The organism is Actinomycetota bacterium (assembly GCA_030774015.1).
GTDB lineage: Bacteria > Actinomycetota > UBA4738 > UBA4738 > JACQTL01 > JALYLZ01.
Map to the genome: position 1 here is coordinate 1 of JALYLZ010000179.1, position 21,100 is coordinate 21,100.

20 protein-coding genes are annotated in these 21,100 nt (G+C 71.6%); 12 read left to right on the top strand and 8 right to left on the bottom strand.

Translation table 11 applies throughout. The features are described from left to right. Window positions 1-1,019, bottom strand: a 1,019-nt coding sequence (locus M3Q23_17720) for an amidohydrolase family protein (GenBank protein ID MDP9343888.1), incomplete at its 3' end; no start/stop codon positions are given. A 98-nt stretch (window positions 1,020-1,117) separates the two neighbouring features. Between M3Q23_17720 and allB the strand changes: the two genes are divergently transcribed. From allB to M3Q23_17745, 5 genes are all read left to right on the top strand, one after another. Next, entirely contained in the window at window positions 1,118-2,479 is a 1,362-nt protein-coding gene (gene allB / locus M3Q23_17725) for an allantoinase AllB (protein ID MDP9343889.1), read from the top strand. Then, window positions 2,476-3,963: an allantoicase gene (gene alc / locus M3Q23_17730; protein ID MDP9343890.1), complete on the top strand. Its 1,488-nt coding sequence runs from the start codon at window positions 2,476-2,478 to the stop codon at window positions 3,961-3,963. Before allB ends, alc begins: the two co-directional genes overlap by 4 nt. Then, on the top strand, window positions 3,960-4,301 hold the full coding sequence (gene uraH, locus M3Q23_17735) for a hydroxyisourate hydrolase (protein ID MDP9343891.1): 342 nt from the start codon (window positions 3,960-3,962) through the stop codon (window positions 4,299-4,301). The genes alc and uraH overlap by 4 nt, the downstream gene beginning before the upstream one ends. A 1-nt stretch (window position 4,302) precedes the next feature. Then, window positions 4,303-5,163, top strand: a complete 861-nt coding sequence (gene pucL, locus M3Q23_17740) for a urate oxidase (protein MDP9343892.1) — start codon at window positions 4,303-4,305, stop codon at window positions 5,161-5,163. A gap of 62 nt (window positions 5,164-5,225) precedes the next feature. Then, on the top strand, window positions 5,226-6,443 hold the full coding sequence (locus M3Q23_17745; protein ID MDP9343893.1) for an HpcH/HpaI aldolase/citrate lyase family protein: 1,218 nt from the start codon (window positions 5,226-5,228) through the stop codon (window positions 6,441-6,443). A 15-nt stretch (window positions 6,444-6,458) separates the two neighbouring features. Here M3Q23_17745 and pucD read toward each other — a convergent pair whose 3' ends face one another. The 3 genes from pucD to M3Q23_17760 are packed head-to-tail and all read right to left on the bottom strand — an operon-like array spanning window position 6,459 to window position 10,130. After that, entirely contained in the window at window positions 6,459-8,786 is a 2,328-nt protein-coding gene (pucD, locus tag M3Q23_17750; protein ID MDP9343894.1) for a xanthine dehydrogenase subunit D, read from the bottom strand. Continuing rightward, window positions 8,783-9,253 carry a (2Fe-2S)-binding protein gene (locus M3Q23_17755; protein MDP9343895.1) on the bottom strand — a complete coding sequence of 157 codons (471 nt, stop codon included), beginning with the start codon at window positions 9,251-9,253 and terminating at the stop codon, window positions 8,783-8,785. Before M3Q23_17755 ends, pucD begins: the two co-directional genes overlap by 4 nt. A gap of 7 nt (window positions 9,254-9,260) precedes the next feature. Then, entirely contained in the window at window positions 9,261-10,130 is an 870-nt protein-coding gene (locus M3Q23_17760; GenBank protein MDP9343896.1) for an FAD binding domain-containing protein, read from the bottom strand. 320 nt (window positions 10,131-10,450) lie between these two features. On the opposite strand from M3Q23_17760, the gene M3Q23_17765 reads away from it, so the two are divergent. Further along, the gene (locus M3Q23_17765) at window positions 10,451-12,481 is read left to right on the top strand and encodes a hypothetical protein (protein MDP9343897.1); all 2,031 of its coding nucleotides are present in this window, start codon (window positions 10,451-10,453) and stop codon (window positions 12,479-12,481) included. Between the two features lie 96 nt (window positions 12,482-12,577). Further along, on the top strand, window positions 12,578-13,396 hold the full coding sequence (locus M3Q23_17770) for an MOSC domain-containing protein (GenBank protein MDP9343898.1): 819 nt from the start codon (window positions 12,578-12,580) through the stop codon (window positions 13,394-13,396). Between the two features lie 6 nt (window positions 13,397-13,402). Here the strand turns inward: M3Q23_17770 and M3Q23_17775 are convergent, their stop codons facing one another. From M3Q23_17775 to proB, 3 genes are read right to left on the bottom strand one after another with little or no spacing between them, the layout of a single operon-like run. Then, a complete protein-coding gene (locus tag M3Q23_17775; protein MDP9343899.1) occupies window positions 13,403-14,212 on the bottom strand; it encodes a DUF2268 domain-containing protein in 810 nt (269 codons plus the stop codon). A 7-nt stretch (window positions 14,213-14,219) separates the two neighbouring features. Continuing rightward, window positions 14,220-15,452: a glutamate-5-semialdehyde dehydrogenase gene (locus M3Q23_17780; protein MDP9343900.1), complete on the bottom strand. Its 1,233-nt coding sequence runs from the start codon at window positions 15,450-15,452 to the stop codon at window positions 14,220-14,222. Between the two features lie 41 nt (window positions 15,453-15,493). Beyond that, on the bottom strand, window positions 15,494-16,597 hold the full coding sequence (gene proB, locus M3Q23_17785; protein MDP9343901.1) for a glutamate 5-kinase: 1,104 nt from the start codon (window positions 16,595-16,597) through the stop codon (window positions 15,494-15,496). Between the two features lie 65 nt (window positions 16,598-16,662). On the opposite strand from proB, the gene pdxH reads away from it, so the two are divergent. Continuing rightward, complete coding sequence (gene pdxH, locus M3Q23_17790) at window positions 16,663-17,259, top strand: pyridoxamine 5'-phosphate oxidase (protein ID MDP9343902.1); 597 nt, start codon at window positions 16,663-16,665, stop codon at window positions 17,257-17,259. 128 nt (window positions 17,260-17,387) lie between these two features. Then, window positions 17,388-17,885 carry a CHRD domain-containing protein gene (locus tag M3Q23_17795; protein ID MDP9343903.1) on the top strand — a complete coding sequence of 166 codons (498 nt, stop codon included), beginning with the start codon at window positions 17,388-17,390 and terminating at the stop codon, window positions 17,883-17,885. Window positions 17,886-17,921: 36 nt separating this feature from the next. Here the strand turns inward: M3Q23_17795 and M3Q23_17800 are convergent, their stop codons facing one another. Next, the gene (locus tag M3Q23_17800) at window positions 17,922-18,629 is read right to left on the bottom strand and encodes a hypothetical protein (GenBank protein MDP9343904.1); all 708 of its coding nucleotides are present in this window, start codon (window positions 18,627-18,629) and stop codon (window positions 17,922-17,924) included. Between the two features lie 242 nt (window positions 18,630-18,871). Here M3Q23_17800 and M3Q23_17805 point away from each other — a divergent pair, with 242 nt between their 5' ends. The 3 genes from M3Q23_17805 to M3Q23_17815 all read left to right on the top strand — a co-directional run. Then, window positions 18,872-19,333: a hypothetical protein gene (locus M3Q23_17805; protein MDP9343905.1), complete on the top strand. Its 462-nt coding sequence runs from the start codon at window positions 18,872-18,874 to the stop codon at window positions 19,331-19,333. Window positions 19,334-19,475: 142 nt separating this feature from the next. Then, entirely contained in the window at window positions 19,476-19,691 is a 216-nt protein-coding gene (locus M3Q23_17810) for a hypothetical protein (protein ID MDP9343906.1), read from the top strand. 5 nt (window positions 19,692-19,696) lie between these two features. Further along, a partial coding sequence (locus M3Q23_17815; protein ID MDP9343907.1) for a hypothetical protein occupies window positions 19,697-21,100 on the top strand: 1,404 nt, incomplete at its 3' end.

The following is a 21,100-nucleotide window of genomic DNA, read 5'->3' on the forward strand; positions in this document are numbered from 1 at the left end:
ACGTCGTCGCGACCCAGGCACGCGGCGCCGCCGGCCGTGGCCAGACGCAACGAGTCCTCCGGCATGAACGCGTCCGCCCTCCCGGTGCGCTGGCGGGCCGTGTACAGGGCCTGGCGGAGCTCCGGGAACAGCCCGCCGACCTCGTTCGACGCTGAGCCGTCCACACCCAGGCCGACCTTCGCGCCCGCCGCCTCGAGGTCGGTCACCCGGCACATCCCGGCGGCCAGCCGGGCGTTGCTGGAGGGGCAGTGGGCCACGCCGGTCCGGGTCCGGCCGAGCCGCCGCACCTCTACGTCGTCGAAGTGGACGCCGTGGGCCACCCACACGTCCGGTTCGATCCACCCCAGCTCGTCCAGCAGTTCCACGGGCCGGCGCCCGAACCGGGCCACGGAGTCCTCCTGTTCCTCACGTGTCTCCGCCAGGTGGGTGTGCAGGCGAAGGCCGTGCCGGCGGGCCAGCCCCGCCGATTCCCGCATCAACTCGGGCGAGACCGTGAAGGGGCTGCACGGTGCGACCGTGACGACGATCCGCTCGCCGTCGTGGAGCTCGGCGATCACGCGTTCCGTGGAGGCCATGATCGCGTCGAGGTCCTCCACGACGTCGTCGGGGGGCACCCCGCCCTTCGACTCCCCGAGGTCCATGGACCCTCGGGCGATGTGCGCGCGGATGCCGACGCTGCGAGCCGCGTCGGCGATGGCATCGAACACCGAGTCGTCGCCCCGCGGGACGATGTAGTGGTGGTCGGCCGTCGTGGTGCAGCCGGTCAGGGCCAGCTCGGCCAGGCCCACCCGGGCGGCCGCGAGGACGTCCTCCACGGTGAGCCGCGCCCACACCGGATACAGCTCGGTGAGCCAGCCGAACAGATTGCACCCCACCGCCCGGCCCCGGGTCATCCACTGGTAGAGGTGATGGTGGGTGTTCACCAGGCCGGCGGTGAGGAGGTCGCCTTCGCAGCGGATCACCCGGTCGCCGGGCTCCGGCGCGACGTCGCCCACCGACTCGATCCATCCGTCGCGCATGGCCACGTCCCCGGGCCAGCGCGCGCCCCGCAACACCGTTCGCGGGTTTCTCTCTGGGGTGGCCGCCACGCGGTGCAGTATCGGCGAAGATGCACGCCGTGGCAGCGCCAGACCTGGTGGTGCGCGGCGAGCAGGTGGTCACCCCGGAGGGAGTTCGCCCGGCGTCGATCCACGTCGTCGGCGGAACGATCCAACGCGTGGCCTCGTTCGACGAGGTCGGGTCACCGAAGGAGCTGGTGGACGCGGGCGAGCTGCTGGTCCTTCCCGGGCTGGTCGACACGCACGTCCACGTCAACGAACCCGGCCGCACGGAATGGGAGGGCTTCGAGACGGCCACCCGAGCCGCAGCCGCCGGCGGCGTGACCACCATCGTCGACATGCCGCTCAACTCCATCCCTCCCACCACCTCCGTGGCGGCGCTGGAGTCGAAGCGGGCCGCTGCGGCCGGGAAGTGCTTCGTGGACGTGGGGTTCTGGGGCGGAGCCGTGCCGGGGAACATGGGGTCGCTGCGGGCCCTTCACGACTCCGGCGTGTTCGGCTTCAAGTGCTTTCTGGTCCCCTCGGGCGTGGAGGAGTTCCCGCCCCTGGATGCGGCGTCGCTGCGGGACGCGATGGCCGAGCTGGCCTCGATGGGAGCGCTGTTGCTGGTCCACGCCGAACTGCCCGGCCCGATCGACGCCGCCGCGAGGGAGCTGTCGGGATCGGATCCTCGAGCGTTCGCAACGTACCTGCGGTCCCGGCCGCCGGAGGCCGAGGTGGAGGCGGTTCGGTTGATGGCGGAGGCGAGCCGGACCACCGGATGCCGGGCCCACGTGCTGCACGTATCGTCCGCGGAGGCCCTGGACGTCCTCCGTGACGCCCGGGCAGGCGGCGTGTCGCTCACCGCGGAGACCTGCCCGCACTACCTCACCTTCGCCGCCGAGGACGTGCCGGCCGGTGCGACGGTGTACAAGTGCGCGCCGCCCATCCGGGTTCGGTCGAACCAGGATCGCCTGTGGGAGGGACTGCGCGACCGGGCCCTGGACGCGGTGGTCTCGGATCACTCCCCGTGCCCGCCGGAGCTGAAGCGCCCGGACACCGGCGACTTCCTCCGGGCGTGGGGCGGTATCGCCTCCCTTCAGCTCGGGTTGCCGGTGGTGTGGTCTTCCGCACGCCGGCGTGGTATCTCCATCGAGGCGCAAGTGCAATGGATGGCAGTTGCAACGGCTCGCATTTGCGGCTTGATGCAAAAGGGAAGCATTGCAGCCGGCCTCGATGCGGACCTGGTCCTGTTCGACCCGGATCGGCGGTGGGTGGTCGAGCCGGATGCGCTCGAGCACCGACACCGGGTGACGCCGTACGCCGGGATGGCGCTGGACGGGGCCGTCGTCGCCACGTACCTTCGCGGCGTGGAGGTGTACCGGGAGGGACGGTTCGCGTCGGCGCCCACAGGCCGGTTTCTAGAGCGAGGGTCGGCATGAGCGACATCACCGAGCTCCCCGACCTGGCCGCTCGGCGCCTGGGCGGGATGGTCCTGGCGGCGAACGACGAGTTCTTCGCCCCCAAGGAGAACCTCATCGCGCCGGAGCCGCCCACCTTCGATCCCCATCGCTACACCGACCGGGGGAAGGAGATGGATGGCTGGGAGACGCGGCGGCGCCGCGAGCCCGGCCACGACTGGTGCGTCGTCCGGCTCGGTGTGCCGGGGATCGTCCGCGGCGTCGTGGTGGACACGAGCTTCTTCCGCGGCAACTTCCCGGACCGGTGCTCCCTCGAGGGGCTGGTGGCGGACGACGACGACAGCGCGTTCGACCATGATGCCCCGTGGCAGAGCCTGCTGGCGGAGACGCCGCTGGAGGGCGACGCCCGAAACGAGTTCGCCATCGACGGGGGCGGGCAGGTGACGCACCTGCGCCTGAACATCCATCCGGACGGCGGCGTGGCCCGGCTGCGGGTCCACGGTGAGCCGCTGCCCGACCTTCGCCGGCTGGTGAGCCGGGCCGGTGAGGCCGACCTGGCCCTCATCGCCAACGGCGGGCTGGTGATCGGAGCCAGCGACACCTTCTTCGCCTCGCCCCACAACCTCACCACGGTGGGCGATGCCCGGGACATGTCGGACGGCTGGGAGACCCGGCGGCGGCGAGGGCCGGGCCACGACTGGGCCATCGTCCGGCTGGCCGCCGAGGCGGACATCGATCGCGTCGAGGTCGACACCACGAACTACAAGGGAAACCACCCGGACACCTGCTCCGTCGAGGCGTGCGTGGCGTCGGGTGACCGCAGCGTCGAGAGCGCCGAGTGGTTCGAGGTGCTTCCGTCGGCCAGGCTCCGGCCGCACGCCAGGCATCTGTCCGACGTCTCGGGAGCGGGAGGACCCGCCACCCACGTCCGCCTGAACATCCATCCGGACGGGGGTGTGGCCCGGCTCCGCGTGCATGGCCGGGTCACGGACCGCGGCTGGCGGCAGTGGGGAACCCGGTGGCTGAACGCCGAGCCCGCCGCGCGGTGCGAGGCGGAGCTGCTTCGGTGTTGCGGCTCGAACGCATGGGCACAGAGGATCGCCGCCGGCCGGCCGTACGCGTCCTTCGACGATGTGCTGGCCGCGGCCGACCGGGAATGGAACGCCCTCGGTCCCGACGACTGGCTGAAGGCGTTCGCCGCGCACCCCCGTGTCGGCGAGCGTTCGGCCGAGGGGTGGTCGCGCGCCGAGCAGGAATCCACCGCGAACGCGCCGGTCGAGGTCCTCTCGGCGCTCGAGGAGGGGAACCGCCGGTACGAGGAGCGGTTCGGGCACGTGTTCCTGGTCAACGCGACCGGCAAGTCCGCGCAGGGCATGCTGGAGGCGCTCCACGAACGTATGGCGAACGACCCCGACACGGAGCTCCGGGTCGCCGCCGAGGAGCAGCGGGCCATCACGCGGCTTCGGCTGGAGAAGCTGGTGCGGCCGCCGGGGAGCGGCGGGTGAGCTCGATCACCACCCACGTGCTGGACCTCGCGTCGGGGCGGCCCGCGGAAGGGGTCGGCGTGGCCCTGGAGATCAAGGAAGAGGATGGATGGCGGCTGCTCGGGGCCGGCGCCACGGACGGCGACGGCCGCCTCCGGGACCTGCTGCCCGACGACCAGGGCCTGGAGACGGGAACCTACCGGCTCACCTTCGACACCGGCGGGTATTTCGACGAGACCGGCACCGCCGCCTTCTACCCGGAAGCCGTCGTGACGTTCCGGGTGGCGCACCCGGCCCAGCACTACCACGTGCCGCTGCTGCTCAGTCCCTTCGGCTACTCGACGTATCGAGGGTCCTGACGTGCCCGCGCAGCTGGGACCGAACCGCTACGGGAAGGTGGGCGTGCGGGTGGCGACGGTGGCCCGCCACGGCGACCGCCACGAGTTCTTCGACCGGACCGTGGACCTCCGGCTGGAGGGTGACTTCGAGGCCGCCCACGCCGGAGGGGACAACGCGGCCATCCTGCCCACGGACACCATGCGGGCCTCGGTCTACGCGCTGGCGCGCGAGCATCTGGACGAGCCGATCGAGGCCTTCGGCCTGCGGCTCACCGAGTACCTGCTGGACGCGTCGCCGGCGGCCACCCGGGCGGACGTCGCGCTGGTCGAGCAGCCCTGGAACCGGATCCTGGTGGACGGGACGCCGCATCCGCACGGGTTCATCCGTGCGGAGCACCGCCGAAAGGCCACGGTGGCCAGGACCCGGTCCGCGCCCGACCACCCGGAGGTGAGCGGTGGTGTGGTCGACCTCCACCTGGCCAAGACGACCGGTTCGGCCTTCTCCGGGTTCATCGTGGACCGCTACACGACCCTGCGCGAGACCGACGACCGCATCATGGCGACCTCCGTCACGGCCACGTGGCGATACGGGCCGGCCGGCATCGATTATCCGAAGGTGGCGGCGGGGGCCCGCCGGGCCATGGTGGAAGCTTTCGCACTGCACGACGAGAGCCAGTCGGTACAGCACACCATGTACGCCATGGGCGAGGCGGTCCTCGGGGCGTGCCCGGACATCGAGCAGATCCACTTTTCGTTGCCGAACCTGCACTACATCCCGGTGGACCTCTCGCCGTGCGGCCTGGACAACCCGAACGCGGTGTTCTCTGCGCCGGACCGGCCGTACGGGCTCATCGAGGGAACCGTGACCCGACCCGCGGAGTGAGCGGCTCCCCCGACCCGACACGCGGAGCGAGCCGCTCCCTCGAGCCTGATTCCCTCCACGACGTGTTCGCCGCGGTCGGCGAGGGACTCCGGGAGCACGACCGGGCGTACCCAGGCGACCCCGGCGGGCGGCAACCGGTCCACACCGTGTACGTGCCGGCGGACCGGTTCCGGGCCACCACGGTCGCCGCGTACGGGGCAGAGGCCCTTCGCCTCCTCGACACCCACGCGCCGGACGACGCGTCGTTCCCCGAAGCGTTCGGCGTGCCGGCAGCGCTCGCCTCGGCGGTCCGCCCGCGGGTCGCGGAGAAGCTGCGGCGGGAGCCCGTCGAGGACCTCCGCGTCGACTTCGAGGACGGCTACGGCGTTCGCCCCGACGACGAGGAGGATCGCGACGCGGCGAGGGCGGCCGCGACCGTGATCGCGCTGATGCGGGGGGCCGCCGCGCCGCCGTTCCTGGGGCTGCGGGTGAAGTCCTTCGCCGACGGGCGGCACGAGCGGAGCGTCCGGACGCTCGACGTGTTCCTGTCCACGCTGCTCGAGGGAGGGCCTCAGCTGCCGGGCGGGTTCGTGGTGACGTTCCCGAAGGTGGTGGCGACCGAGCACGTGGCGGCCTTCGTCCGTGTGCTGGCGGCTCTGGAACAGGCGCTGGGTCTGGAACCGGGCGTGCTCCTGTTCGAGGTCCAGGTGGAGACGCCCGAATCGGTGATCGACCGCCACGGCCGGGTCGCCCTGCGAGCCATCTTCGAGGCGGCCGAGGGCCGCCTGGCGGGGGCCCACTTCGGCGTCTACGACTACACCGCGGCGCTCGGACTGCCGCCGTCGGAGCAGCGGCTCGACCACCCGGCATGCGACTTCGCCCGCCACGTGATGCAGGTGGCGCTGGCGGGGACGGGCGTGCGTCTCTCCGACGGTTCCACGAACGTGATCCCGGCCGGCGAGGACCGCGACCAAGTGGTGCGGGCGTGGCAGCTTCACGCCGGCCACGTGGGCCATTCGCTCCGGCACGGCTTCCACCAGGGATGGGACCTGCACCCGGCGCAGCTCCCCAGCCGCTACGCGACCGTGTACGGTTTCCTTCTGGACGGGATGGACCAGACCTTCGAGCGGCTCCGGGCCTGGCGGGAGGAAGTGCCCGCCCCCGGCGGCGTGCTGGACGAGCCTGCCACGGTGAGGGCGCTCCTGGCCCGGGTCCGAAGGGCCGTCGACTGCGGCGCCGTCACCGAGGACGAGGTCCTGGGAGCGACCGGGCTCGGCGTCGACGAACTGCAGACCCGCTGACGCCAGTGCGCCGACCTAGTGCGGCTCGTCCCGCCGCAGGCCCGCGTATTCCGGAGTCGGCTTGGGCCCGGGGACGTCGGGCGAGGGCGGGGGGTCCCGCCAGGGGCGGGGAGGGGCCAGGCCCACCAGGTCGTCCGGACGCACCGGGACCCGGTTCAGCTCGCGCCCGGTGGCGTGGCGCAGGGCCGCGACCACGGCGGCCGTCGCCACCATGGCCGACGGCTCCCCGACCCCTTTGGCCCCGTACGGAAGCCCCGGTTCCGGTTCCTCGTACAGCTCCGTCTCCACCGGGGGCATGTCCAGGATGGTCGGGATCAGGTAGTCGGTGAACGAGGCGTTGCGGATCTTCCCGTCCTGGAGCTGGATCTCCTCCATCAGGGCCAGCCCCAACCCCTGCGCGGTGCCGCCCTCGATCTGGCCCTCCACCGACTGCGGGTTGATGGCGACGCCGCAGTCCTGGACCGCGGCGACGTGGACGGTTCGCACCAGGCCGAGTTCCAGGTCGACCTCCACCACCGCCCGCTCCGCGGCGAACGTGAACGAGACGTGCACGTCGCCCTGCCCTCGCTCGTCCATCGGTTCGGTCGTTCGGTGGTGGTACACGCGAGTGGCGGAGATCGGCTCGTCGAGCAGCTCCTCCATCGTGGCACCCGGCCGTTCGGCGCCCCGCCGGTCGAGCTCCTCGCGGACGGCCTGGCACGCCAACTGCACCGCCCCGCCGGCCATGACGGTCTGGCGGGAGGCCGACGTGGAACCCGCCGAGCCGACCAGCGTGTCGCTCGGGTGCAGCGCCACGCGGTCGACGCCCAGCTCGGTCCGCGCGACCTGCGTCACGACGGTGTGGACGCCCTGCCCCACGTCGGCCGCGGCCGTGTGGACCTCGGCCACGGGCCCGCCGGGACCGAGGAACAGCGTGACCCGAGCCTCGGCGGAGTCGTCGAAACCCTCGCTGTACCCGAGGTTCTTGTAGCCCGCGGCGTATCCCACGCCCCGCCGGAGGCCCTCCCCCCGGCCGACGTTGCCCACCCCACCGGGAAGCCGCAGTGGGTCGCGTCCCTTCGCCGGTTCGATGCGCGGCATCGGCATCGCGCGCAGCCGCTCCAGGAGCTCCCGGACCGGCGCCGTCCCCCGGATCTCCTGTCCGGTCGGCAGCACCGAGCCCGTATGCAGCGCGTTCACCAGACGGATCTCCATCGGGTCCATACCAAGCTCCGCGGCCAGCCGGTCCATCTGGGCCTCGTGGGCGAAGCACGCCTGCACGGCGCCGAACCCGCGCATGGCCCCGCACGGAGGGTTGTTCGTGAACACGCAAGTCCCCTCGATCAGCGCGTTCGGCGTCTCGTACGGCCCCACCGCGAACGTCGACGCGTTCCCGATGACGGCGGTGGACGACGACACGTACGCGCCCCCGTCGGCCAGCAGGCGCGCGTACACGTTCACCAGCCTGCCGTCGCGAGTGGCGCCGGTGCGGAGCCAGATGCGGAACGGGTGCCGGTGGACGTGGCCGAAGAACGACTCCTCGCGCCCGTAGCTCATCTTCACCGGCCGGCCGGTGTGCAGGGCCAGCATGCACGCGTGGATCTGGATGCTCACGTCCTCCCGGGCCCCGAACGCGCCACCCACCCCGGCCAGGTGCAGCCGGGTCTTCTCCTCCGGCAGCCCCAGGCACGGCGCGAGCTGCTGCCGGTCCACGTGCAGCCACTGGGTGGAGACGTACAGGTCGACGCCGCCGTCCTCCGCCGGGATGGCCAGGCCGGACTCGGGCCCGAGCGGCGCCTGGTCCTGCATCCCCGTCTCGTAGTAGCCCTGCACCCACACGTCGGCCTCGGCCCCGGGGTCGCCGTGCTCGATCCGGACGTGGCGGAGCACGTTCCCGAAGCCGTAGGCGTGGAGGACCGGGGCGTCCGCGCCCAGTGCCTCCTCCATGTCGGTCACCGCCGGGAGCGGCTCGTACTCGACCTCCACCCGGGCGGCGGCCCGGCGAGCCAGCTCGGCGGTCTCTGCCGCCACCACCGCCACCGGCTCGCCCTGGTACCGAACCCGTTCCCATGCCAGCACGGGCTGGTCCGGGAAGTCCAGGCCGTACGTCCGCCGGCCGGGCACGTCGTCGGCCAGCAGGACCGCGTGAACGCCGGGCGACGCCACCGCCTGGGAGAGGTCGATCCGGACGATGCGGGCGTGCGGGTGCGGGCTGCGCACGGTGTGGCCCCACAGCATGTCATCGGCCCACAGGTCCGAGCCGTAGTCGAACTGTCCCTTGACCTTGGGGACCCCGTCGACCCGGCGCACGCTCTCGCCGACGCCGCCGCGAACGCGGACGCGTTCCAGGACCCCGGAGCTCACCCCATCCCCCCCACGCGCGACGCCGCCAGGCGAACGGCGTCCAGGATCTTCTCGTAGCCGGTGCAGCGGCACAGGTTCCCGGACAGGGCCTCCCGGATGGTGAGGTCGTCGGGCGAGGTGTCCTGCTCCAGCAGGTCGGTCACCGCCACCACCAGTCCAGGCGTGCAGAACCCGCACTGCACGGCACCGGCCTCCACGAACGCCTCCTGCACCGGGCTCAGCTCGTCACCGGCGGCCAGCCCCTCGATCGTCCTGACCTCCCGTCCCTCCGCCTGCCCCGCCAGGACCAGGCAGGAACACACCAGCTCGCCGTCCAGCCACACGGAGCACGAGCCGCATTCGCCCTGCTCGCAGGCGTTCTTCGACCCGGGAAGCGCGAGCTCGTCGCGCAGCATCGCCAGGAGGCTGGACCCGGGCCACACGTCGGCCTCCTGCCACTCCCCGTTGACCCGAGCCCGCACCCGCATCAGCGCCTCACGCCCTGTCTCGCCGGTCGGCCAGGGCCCACGACAGCGCCCGGCGGGCCAGCACCGCGCAGGCGTGGTGCCGGTACGCCGCGCTGCCCCGCACGTCGTCGATGGGGCGAGCGTCGGCCGCGACCCGCTCCCCGAACTCCTCGAAGAAACCCGAGGACAGGGGCGCCGCGGGGTCGTCCCATGTCCCGGCCCGCTCCATCTCGGCGGCGGCGAGCCCTTCGGCGTCGGGGGCCCGGAGCACCGTCGGCCCCACCGACCCCAGCGCCACGCGGACCCCCCGCCGGTCCTCGTCCAGCTGGAGGCACAGGCCGGCCACCGAGATCACCATGGCGTTCCGTGTCCCGATCTTGGAGAACGACCCCGGCCCGCGGACCGTCTTCCAGCGGGCCCCCACGATGAGCTCGTCGGGCCGAAGGGCGGTCTGCTTCGGGCCGGTCAGGAACTCGTCCCAGGGGAGGGCGCGGGTCCCCGAACCCGACGCCAGGACGACCTCGGCGTCGTAGACGGCCAGCACCGGCAATGCATCACCTGCGGGAGATGCGGTCCCCAGGTTCCCTCCCACCGTGGCCCGGTTGCGGATCTGGGGGGAGCCCACCGTCCGCGACGCCTGCACCAGCGCGACCAGGTCCGGCAGCTCCCGCATGATCCGCGTGTAGGTCACACCGGCCCCGAGGAACACCGATCCGTTCTCTCGGCGCCACCTGGCCAGCTCGGGCACGCGGGACACGTCGAGCAGGGCCTCCGGCCGCTGCCGGTCGAAGTTCAGCTCGACCATGAGATCGGTTCCCCCGGCGATCGGCACCGCCTCCGGCGTGGCGGCCTTGGCCTCCAGGGCTTCGTCGAGGTTCCGGACGGACAGGAACTCCATGTCGGCCAGCACTGTAGCGCCGCGACCCCGCGCGCTGGAAGGCCGCCGGCCGTACGTTTGGGCAGGTCAACAGGCGGGTAGGGACCGTCCGCTCGCTTCCTCGAGTGAGCCAGGGGAGGCCACGGGACCGGCCTCCCAGCCCGTCGAAGTGAAGGGGGAGAGGGAATGTCCAGTCGCCTTCGGGGCCGGTTCGCGCCCGTCCTGTCCAGCGCCGTCGCGGTGGTGCTCCTGGTCGGCCTGGGCCTGATCGGGCCGGCCAGGCCGGGCCGTCCGGTCGTGCCGGCGCCGCGTCCACGTCCATCACGTTCGGGGTGCCAACGGTGGTGGACCCGATCCGCACCAACGGCGAGCCGGACATCGCGATCGACCCGCAGGGCCGGGTGTTCGTGAGTGGCCCCACCGGGACCGGGACCCAGCGCAGCACGTGGTTCGGGTCCGTGGACGGCGGGAAGACCTTCCGGGTGATCTCGCCGGGCCCGCCGCCCAGCGCGATCGCCGGGATCGAGGACCCGCCCGGCGGCGGCGACACCGACATCGCCTTCGACCACACGGGCAAGCAGTACTTCTCGGACCTGTACGCGTTGCTCTGCTTGCGCACGGCGACCACCTCGGACGGAGGCGCCACCGTGGCGCAGAGCATCTACCCGGCCGGTTGCAGCGGGATCCCCGGGGCCGACCGGCAGTGGCTGGCGGTCTACGATCCGCCGCCCGGTACCCCCAACCGCTCCGTGTACACCGGGCCCAAGCCTCTGATCTACATGGAATACAACGATGTGCTGTTCGGGGCGGAGTGGACCAAGAGCAACGCTGACAACGACTCGTCCCCCGGCGGCCCCGGCCTCGACTTCGTGAACGCGACGAACGGTGGGCCGGGGACCGTCACCGGCTACGCGCCGTTCGGCGCCGACGGGTATCCCTCGATCGACCAGGTCACCGGCAAGGTCTTCCAGGCGGCGTTCTCCGGCCCGAAGGTCCTGCTGAACATCGGAACGCCGGACGCCTCCGGCAACCTGACGTTCCTGGACGCGCCGCCGAACAACGTCCACAGCCTGATCCAGGTTGCCGACAACCAGGCCAACACGACGGGTGAGGCCGCCAACTTCGTGGTCACGTCCATGGACCAGGCCCGCAACCTCTACGTCGCGTGGGTCGGGATGAGCGACGACCCCAGCCTGCGCCAGGCCTACGTCAGCGTGGCCAGCGCGAAGAGCGGCTGGACGAACTGGTCGCCGCCCACCCAGGTGAGCTCGCCGCCGTCCATGGTGTCGGTGTTCCCGTGGGTGAAGGCGGGTGGCGCCGGCCGGGCCGACGTCGTGTGGTACGGGTCGGACCAGCAGGTCGACCCCAGCAGCCAGTCCGGGCAGGCCTGGGACGTGTACATGTCCCAGGTGGTGTACCCGGTGGACAGGAACGGCGCGGTGACCGGGGCCTCACCCCAGGTGACCCAGGTCAAGGCGTCCCCCCACCCCATGCACTACAACGACATCTGCCTGGCCGGGACGGGGTGCATCACCCAGCAGGGAAACCGGAACCTGGCCGACTTCTTCGCCGTCACCGTGGACAAGACCGGCGCGGCCGAGATCGTGTACGACGACACCTCCAACGGGCTCATCCAGCCGGGGTTCGACCCGGGCGGCACCCAGATCGTCGACCACGGCGGCGCCGGCGTCATCACCATCGCGCGCCAGAACGGAGGCCCGGGCCTGTTGGGGTCGCTCGTGTCGGGAGGCTCCAGCGCCCCGACCAGCGGGCTGTCCGACTCGAGCGGCGACGCCCTGTATCCGGTCATCGGAGGGACGAACGTGCCGGGAATGGACATCCTGCGAAGCCAGGTGAGCCTGCCCCGGGGCGGCAGCACCCTCACGGTCAGCATGAAGGTCGTGGACCTCAGCGATCCCGCGGGCACGGCGGCCGCCATCGCCGGGACCCAGTTCCTCCACTACATCACCCGGTGGCAGATGGGCAACACGATCTACTACGCCGGGTTCCAGAACGACGCGTTGGACAACCAGACGTTCTACGCGGGAGCGGCCCAGAGCGTGGACCTGTGCTCGGTGAGCGCGTGCTTCCCGCACGTCATCACCTACCCGGAGCCGGGCCTGGGCGGCACCGCGGAGACCGGGGCCGTGACCTGCCCCGCCACTCCGTCCGTGAGCACCCCCTGCACGGTCACCGTGACCGTGAACGTGGCCGACGTGGGGAGTCCGGCGTCGGGGAGCCTGCTCGAGGAGGTCGGCGGGTACGCCTTCGCCTCCTCGCACCAGCAGGGCGCGACCACCAACGCCCAGGCCGAGGCGGACAACGTCCCGCTCGAGATCGACGGGGTGTGCTGCTACAACTTCAGAGGCTGAGAACGCGGCCCTCGTGGGCCACGTGCCGCAGGAGACGAATCGGCACCGGTACCGGCACCGGCTGCGGGCACCGGGTGCACGGGTACCATCTTGGGCATGGTCCGCACGGTCTCACGCCTGTCCATCACGCCGGTGAAGTCGACCGCCCTGATCCACCCTGACCAGGTCATGCTGGAGGGGTTCGGTGTGGCCGAGAACCGCCGCTTCTACGCGATCAACCGGAGCGGCCGGCTGCTGGGCGCGAACCGGCACGGCCCGCTCCTGGCCATCCGCTCGCGGTGGGAGCCCGAGCAAGGCTGGCTTACGTTGTTGTTCCCGGACGGCGCCGAGGTGTCCGGTCCGGCCGAGCCCCACGGCGAGGTCCGCACCACGGTGTTCTGGGGTCGCCCGGTGGAGGGGCGGGAGGTGGCCGGCCCGTTCTCGGCTGCCCTGTCCGGGTACGTCGGGGCCCCGGTCCGCCTGATGATGACGGAGCGTCCCGGCGACGGGAACGACTCCCACGCCGCGTCGCTCGTGTCCACGGCCTCGGTGGAGGAGCTGGCGCGGCAGGCCGGTAGGGCCGACGGCGACGGCGTCGGCGACGGGGACGGCGACGGGGACGCGTCGGCCTTGGTGGACGCCCGCCGGTTCCGGATGCTCATCGAGGTCGACGGATGCGAGCCCCACGAGGAGGACTCCTGGGTGGGCCGCGAGGTCCAGGTGGGTGGCGCGATCATCCGAGTCATCCGCCGCGATCCACGGTGCGTGATCACGACACTGGATCCGGACACGGGGCTCCCGGACTTCGACACGCTGGGGACCATCAAGTCCTACCGGTACGACCGCGACCGCAAGGAGCTGCCGTTCGGCGTCTACGCGAACGTCGAGGAGCCCGGCATCGTCCGGGTGGGCGACGAGGTCGAGCCGCTCGGGTGAGCCCGGTTACGGCCGGTACCCGCTGCCGGCGAGGATCTTCCTGGCATCCATAGTCGTGAGGTCGACAGCGGTGATCCCCGGGTGCAGGGCCAGGTAGCTCGCGATCACGTGGAACCCGATAGTGTACCCCGCCCAATGGGGGATGGCGCCGCCGCCGAAGAACCAGTGCGCGAACCCGTGGTCGTCCAGGACATCGTCCAGGTGCGGCCTGGCCATGGTCCACGCCTGTCGTTCCTGCTCCGGGGTCAGCGCCTCGTCCCACGGGTTCGGGGGCCCCTGCGGGAAGGTCTGCACGGAGAACGTGTCGGCAATCCCGTCCGTGACCAGGTGGTCGCGGAGCCTCGAGCCCTCAGCCAGGGCGTCCCGGCGCTTGGTCTCGTCCAGCTCGTGCGCCAGGGTCCTGGGCAGCCACAGGAACACGGTCTGGCGGAAGTTCGGGAACTGGGGGTCGAGGAAGATGGATACCCGGGTGCCCAGGGAGACCCCGCCCACGCCGACGCCGGGAATCGCGCCCTTCGGGTTGTCCGCGATGTCCACGTACGCGGTGGGCAGCGACAGCTGGGCGTCGATGTGGCGCGTGACGTCGACCACGTCGGAATGCAGGTCCAGCCCGAGCCGGTCCGCGGCTTCCTCGCAGGTGCCGCAGATGTAGAGGGTGACCTGGCCCACCGTCGCGGTGTCGAACGACGCCGTCGGCGACGGGCCCGATGCGGACGAGATCGAGGCGGTCAGGCCGGGCGATGTCGGCTGACCGGAGGAACACGCGCTCAGGGCCATCCCGGCCAGGATCAGCGACGCGACGCGCCGGCCGGCCACCCGCAGCCTACGTTCGGACCTGGCCCGATCCGTACACCACGAACTTGTAGGTGGTGAGCTCGGGCAGGGCCATGGGCCCCCGCGCATGCAGCTTCTGCGTGGAGATGCCGATCTCGGCCCCCATGCCGAACTCCGCGCCGTCGGTGAACCGCGTCGACGCGTTCACCATCACCGCGGCGGCGTCCACTCCCTGCACGAACCGCCGGGCCGCCTCGTAGTCCTCGGTCACGATGGCGTCGGTGTGCTTCGTGCCGTAGGCGTTGATGTGGTCGATGGCCGCCTCCAGCGAGTCCACCACGCCGGCCGCGATGACCAGGTCCAGGAACTCCGCCCGGAAGTCGTCGTCCGTGGCCGGCTCCACCTCGTCCGTCGCGGCGTAGGACCGGATCCGCTCGTCGCCCCTCACCGTCACGCCGTGCTCGGACAGCGCCGCGAGCGCCTTCGGCACGAACGCGGCTGCCACGTCCGCGTGGACCAGGAACGTCTCGGCCGCGTTGCACACCGAGGGCCGCTGGACCTTCGCGTTCACCAGGATGGCCAGGGCTTTCTCGAGGTCGGCGCCCCTGTCCACGTACACGTGGCAGTTCCCCACGCCCGTCTCGATGACCGGGACCAGCGACTCCCGGACCACGGTGTCGATGAGGTCGGCGCCGCCCCGAGGGATCAGCAGGTCGACCAGGCCCCGGGCCCGCATCAGGTCCGTGGCGCTCTCCCGGGTGGGGGGGACGGCCTGGAGCGAGCCCGCCGGCAGGCCCTCCCGCTCGCCGGCCTCCTGCATGATCCGGGCCAGCACCGCGTTGGTCCGTTCGGCGGTCCGGGACCCCCGGAGCAGCACCGCGTTCCCTGCCTTCACCGCCAGGACTCCCGCGTCCACCGTGACGTTCGGCCGGCCCTCGTAGATCACGCCGACCACGCCGAGCGGCACGCGGACCTTCTCCACGCGGAGGCCGTTGGGCAGCGTCCAGCCCTCGATGACCTGGCCCACCGGGTCTTTCAGCGCGATGACCTGGCGCACCCCGCCCGCCGTGGCCCCGATGCGAGCCTCGTCCATGGCCAGCCGGTCGACCACGGCTGACGGGCGGTCCTCCTGCCTGGCCCGATCGAGGTCCTCGCGGTTCGCCGCCACGATCTCCTCGGAGCGAGCCACCAGTGCGTCGGCCATGGCGGCCAGCGCCCGGTCCTTCACCCCCGATGGCATGGAGGCCAGCGCGGCGGCGGCGCGGCGGGCCGGCCCCGCCAGTGGCTCCAGGGCACCCAGCCCGGCCGGTGTTCCCGGTGTCCCTAGCTCTCCCACGGTTCCATCACCACCAGCTCGTCCCGGTGGATCACCGGGCGTTCCGAAACGGAAGCGCCATCGTACGGTGCTCCCTGCCTCCCGACCAGGGTCCGGAGGTCCTCGGCCGAGTACGCCGAGATACCGCGGGCGAAGGCCCGCCCGTTCTGGTCGGCCACGTCGACGGGATCGTCGGCGCCGAAGGAGCCCTCCACCCCGATCACCCCTCGCGGCAGCAGGCTGGCCCCCCGCTGGACCAGGGCGCGCTCGGCCCCCGCGTCCACCACCACCCGGCCCGCCGCCCCCACCGCGAACCCGATCCACGTCTTCTTGCCCCGGACCCGCCGGCCCCGGGGCGCGACGTAGGTCCCGACCTCGGCGCCCGACAGGATCCGTCCCAGCACGCCGGTGGCCATGGCGCCGGCGACGACGACGGGCACGCCGGCCGTGCTGGCGATGCGGGCCGCTTCCAGCTTGCTGGCCATGCCACCGGAACCCCGGTGCGGACCGGTGGCGGAGATGGCCTCGGACCCGTCCAGCCGCCGGAGCAGCCGCGCCCCGCCGCGACGGGGGTCGTGCGTGTAGATCCCGCCGACGTCCGACAGCAGCACCAGCAGATCGGCCCCGATCATCACCGCCACCAGCGCGGCCAGCCGGTCGTTGTCCCCGAAGCGGATCTCCTCGGTGGCCACGGTGTCGTTCTCGTTGACCACCGGCACCACGCCCGCCCGGAACAGGCGCTCGATGGTGTTCCGGGCGTTCACGAAGTGCTGCCGCCGCAGGAAGTCGTCCTGGGTCAGCAGCACCTGGCCCACGGTCAGGCGATGGGCGGCGAACGCCTGCGCGTACGCGGCCAGCAGCCGTCCCTGCCCGATCGCGGCGGCCGCCTGGAGCCCCGGCATGTCCCTCGGACGGCCGGAAATGCCCAGGGCCGGCCATCCCGAGGCGATGGCCCCGGAGGACACCAGCGCGACGTGCCGCCCCGACCGGACCCCCACCAGCTCCCGGACCACCTTGGCCAGCCGGGCCTGTGACAGGCGGCCCCGGGGTGTGGCCAGGCTGGACGAGCCGACCTTGACCACGAGCGTGCGAACCGGTGGCAACTCCCGCATGAGCCTCCTATTGTGCGGGTGAACGCCCCCGCCGACCGTGGGGGCGACCGACAACCTTTCTGAGGATGGTGCTTCGCGAGGAGGACGTCGCCCCCGATCCGTTCGAGCAGTTCGCCCGGTGGTACCGGGAGGCGGCTTCGGATCCCCGGGCGGACGCGATGGCGCTCGCCACCGCCACCGCGGACGGCGTGCCCTCCGTCCGCTTCGTCTTGTTGAAGGGCGTGGACCGGCACGGGTTCGTGTTCTTCACCAACTACGAGAGCCGGAAGGGCCGCGAGCTCGAGGAGAACCCCCGAGCGGCGCTCGCGTTCTTCTGGAACCGGCCGGGACGCCAGGTCCGGGCCACCGGGCCCGTGGTGAGGCTCCCGCAGGAGGAGTCGAAGGCCTACTGGCGGACTCGGCCCCGCGAGAGCCAGATGGCCGCGTTGGCCTCCCGGCAGAGCCGGGTGATCGAGAGTCGAGCGGCGCTGGAGGAGGAGTACGAGCGGCTCGCCGCCGAGCTCGATGGAGGGGACGTGCCGCTGCCCCCGTCCTGGGGCGGCCTGCGGCTGGAGCCGGAGGCCATCGAGTTCTGGCAGCACCGCGAGAGCCGGCTCCACGACCGGTTGCGGTACACCCGGCGGCCGGACGGGACCTGGCGGATCGAGCGCCTCGCTCCCTGATCGGCCGGAGGCCGGCCGTCGGATGCGCGCTCGCGGACCGAGTGTGGCAACCTCGCTTCGGGCCCAACGCCCAACGCCCAACGTCCCAACGTCCGAACGTCCGAACGTCCGAAAGGAAGGAGGGAGTCATGCGTCATTGGAAGGTCATCGTGATCGCGGTGCCGCTGGTGGTCGTGGCCATCTTCAGCGCCGCGGCCCTGGCCGATCAGGAAGGCCAGAGCTTTCAGGCCACGCTGAACGGATACAAGGAGGTCCCGGCGGTCAACTCCGCGGCGACCGGGTCGTTCTCCGCGGTGGTGAGCTCGGACCGCTCGAGCATCAGCTACACGCTCACGTACTCCGGCTTCACCAGCGCGCCCGCCGCCGCCCATCTCCACTTCGCCCAGAAGGGCGTGGCCGGGGGCGTGGTCGCGTTCCTGTGCGGCGGAGGAGGGAAGCCGGCCTGTCCCAGCTCGGGGTCGGTGTCGGGGACGATCACCTCGGCCGACATCCAGGCCGTCCCGGCCCAGGGCATCGCGGCGGGGGATCTGGCCAGCGTGCTTCGAGCCATGGACGCCCGGCGGACCTACGTGAACGTGCACTCGGCCGACTTCCCGAACGGGGAGATCCGGGGCCAGGTCCACTAGCCAGAGGTCCACACGGTCGCGGGTGTCGGGCCGCCGCTACGGGGGCGGCATCTTCGGCGTGTACGGAACCCGGAAGAACGCGTACACGGTGTCGCCGGGCGGGAAGCTCGTGACCGGCGCCCCACGGGTCGCGTGGGCCAGGTCCAGCGACAGCGTGACGTCGTTGCGGCCCGGCCAGTTGGGGTCGTACAGGTCGAGGGTCAGGACGCCCGCCGTCACGTCGTAGCCGTACGCGAGGACCTGGTGGTCCTCCTTCAGGTCGAAGGGATTCGCCGACTTGACCTTCACCAGCCCGAGCGCCGATGGGTGGCCGCCGTCGATCTCGGCCCGGACGGCCGGCCACTCCTGGTTCGCCATCCGCCAACCCCGGCTACGTGGCACGAGGCCGAGCCGGCTCCATACGGTCTCGCCATCGGGAAGCGCCGGATTCATGAGCTCGAGGTACCGCGCTGGCCCCCACGGCAGGTGGAAGCTGTCGAAGAGCCGGTCCACCAGGTAGTCGAAAAGCGGCCCCTGGCCCGGAGCGGTGATGTCCTGGGGCGGCTGCCGGCCAGCCTCGAAGTAGTCGCGGGCGGCGAACGCCATGCCGCCGCACAGCCCGTTCGAGGCGTCGCCGATCGGCAAGCTCACCACGCCGGGGATGCCGATGCGACGCACCGGCACGTGCGGGAAGTCGTTGGCGAACCCGAACCCGAACGTGGTGGGCAGAAAGCCCGGTACCGCCCGGCTGGGATCGGCAGCCACCTCCTCTGACGCGGAGCCTAGTGGTGAGGGCCATCGGTGTGTTGGCTCCTCGGAGGGTTTGGGCAGAGTCCATACGTCCACCTCAGCGGGCTGGGAACGAAACCGTGACGCTGTGGTGACGGGGGGGCTCTACCCTGCGTCAAATTGCTGATCGTTCGCGGACCGGAAGGTCTCTCGACGCGGCCGGCCGGAGAGAGGAGGGAGAGATGGCATCAGAATTGAGGCAATTCGATCCAAATCAAGTGAGCTTCGAGGAAGGTCTGGCTCGGATACGCAAGGCTGGCGAGAAGGCCGGTTTGGATACTCGACGGGTCCTCACATCGAGGGATCAAGACGTTCGGAGAGCGCAGGAACTCCTTCTTGTCACCGCCATTCCGGGAGGGTTCACGAAATGGCAGCTTCCCGTCTACCTCGAGCGGGCGTCGCAGCTGTTCATCTCTGTCGGTGAGCCGAACGTCGAGGTACCGGAGCACTCCCACGATGAAGGGGACGGGATACGCTTCATCGCGTCGGGCTCCATTCTGTACGAAGGCCAGGAGCTGACAGCGGGTGACTGGATGTTCATCCCGGCCGGGAAGGTGTACTCCTTCAAGGTCGGACCGCTCGGCGCGACCATGTGCTATTGCTACTGTTGTTGCTGCGCCGGCCGGGTGGATCTCTTCGAGGAGGTCGTGGACCCGCCGCCCGAAGTGCTCGGGCTCTGAGCGAGGCGGGCCGGCCCGGAGCATCCACGCTCCTACTGCTGCCGTTCCGTGCCCTCCTCGACGCCGGTGACGTGGCCGTGACGAGACGGTGACGACCGCATGGGAGGGTCCTGGCCGCTCACTGTCGAGGAAAGGGGGGTCGATGTCCCTACGATCGATGCACTCCATGCGCCAGGTGCTGGAGACTGATGGACCTCCGCTCGTGGGCGCGGTCCTGGTTGCGAATGCCTTCTTCGAATTCCACAGCTTCGCGCTCGAGTTCATGGCCTTCCTGCCGGTCTGGTTCGGGCTCGGCTGGGCCTATGACCGGCTGCTGGGAGCCCTCTCCGCGCGCCGGCAGCTCCAGCGGGAGGTGTAGAGGACGTGTCCGATCCCGAGCAGCCGCGGAGGCCCCGGAAGGCCGGACGGAACCCGAACAGCGCCCCGGAGCCCGAGGGCGGGCCGGAGCGACGCAAGAAAGACTTCCTCGACGAACGCCTCACGCCCCTTCGCCCCCGCGGGCCGGAGGACGACGAGGAGGCGATCGAGGAGGAAGCTCCGCCGAGCCCGAGGGCGCGGAAGGCCCTGCGATCCGAGCCGTCCCGGCCGGCGAGGCCCTCGCCCGGCTTCCGGCGCGCCCTCGTCTCCGAGTACCGGGAACGCCAGCGAGAGCAACTCGACCAACCGCGCAAGCGGGGCGGAGCCGGGGGTGGGCGGAAACGACGTCCGCCCGAGACGAGAGCGGAGATCGATTCGCAGCCCGGCGCCGAACCGCCGCAGCCACCGGTGCCACCCCCCGCCAACAATTGGATCCCCATCGGACCGTCGGCGGTGCGCCAGGGCCAGGGCGGGACGAGGCCTCCCGTCAGCGGGCGGGTCCTGGGATTCGCGGTCGGCACGGGAGGCAACCCGGTGTACGCCGCGACCTCCAATGGGGGTGTGTGGCGTTCCGACGACGCCGGCGGGAGCTGGCGTTCGCTGATGGAGGCGTGGGACCTCGACCCGACGAACACTGCGTCGGATTCTCTCTCTTGTGGCGCGATCGCCATCGACCCCACCGACTCCGACCGGATCTTCCTCGGCACGGGCGATGGCGATGAGGGGGCGTACTTCGGGGTCGGTCCGGTCGTCTCGACCGACGGTGGGGTGAACTGGTCGACGGAGCCGGTCACTGCGGCGAGCGCCCCGCTCGCCGGCAGCGCGTTCTACGCGCTGGCCGTGGATCCCGGCAATCCAGCCCGCGTCGTCGCGGGGACCCGGCGAGGCGTCTACCGGAGGGAGCCCGACGGGGCGGGTGGCTTCGTCTGGGCTCAGAAGGCCCTGGGCGGTCTCACCACGTGGGTCCCGAGCGTGGTCGTCGCCCGTGCGGGTGGCACGACGACGTTCTACGCGGCCAACTGGTTCGGCCCCGTCTTTTCCTCGACCGACGGCAACACCTGGACGCAGGTTGGCACGGGCTTTCCCGCCACCGTGGGCCGTGTGGCACTGGGCATACGCCCCGAGGACCCCGGCGTCGTCTACGCGGCGGTGACCACGAACACCGACTACTCGATCCTGGGGGTCTGGCGGCTCGACACCTCCGACAACACGTGGAGGCAGGTCACCGGCCACCCCGCGGACCTCGTCGGTACGGCGGCGATCGGCTTCCAGGGCTCCTACGACCTGGCCATCGCGGTGGATCCGAACAACGCGAACCTGATCTATCTGGGCGGCTCGACGAAGGCGTCTTCGGGCGAGTGGTCCGGTTGCTCGTATCGGTGTCCGGTCACTGGCGCCGGCGCCGGCGCC

Coding starts and splice junctions, on each gene's coding strand:
- M3Q23_17760 (MDP9343896.1), bottom strand. CDS start 10,130: ATGGAGTTCCTGTCCGTCCGGAACCTCGACGAAGCCCTGGAGGCCAAG.
- M3Q23_17810 (MDP9343906.1), top strand. CDS start 19,476: ATGTCCCTACGATCGATGCACTCCATGCGCCAGGTGCTGGAGACTGAT.
- M3Q23_17795 (MDP9343903.1), top strand. CDS start 17,388: ATGCGTCATTGGAAGGTCATCGTGATCGCGGTGCCGCTGGTGGTCGTG.
- proB (MDP9343901.1), bottom strand. CDS start 16,597: ATGCGGGAGTTGCCACCGGTTCGCACGCTCGTGGTCAAGGTCGGCTCG.
- M3Q23_17770 (MDP9343898.1), top strand. CDS start 12,578: ATGGTCCGCACGGTCTCACGCCTGTCCATCACGCCGGTGAAGTCGACC.
- M3Q23_17755 (MDP9343895.1), bottom strand. CDS start 9,253: ATGCGGGTGCGGGCTCGGGTCAACGGGGAGTGGCAGGAGGCCGACGTG.
- alc (MDP9343890.1), top strand. CDS start 2,476: ATGAGCGACATCACCGAGCTCCCCGACCTGGCCGCTCGGCGCCTGGGC.
- pdxH (MDP9343902.1), top strand. CDS start 16,663: ATGGTGCTTCGCGAGGAGGACGTCGCCCCCGATCCGTTCGAGCAGTTC.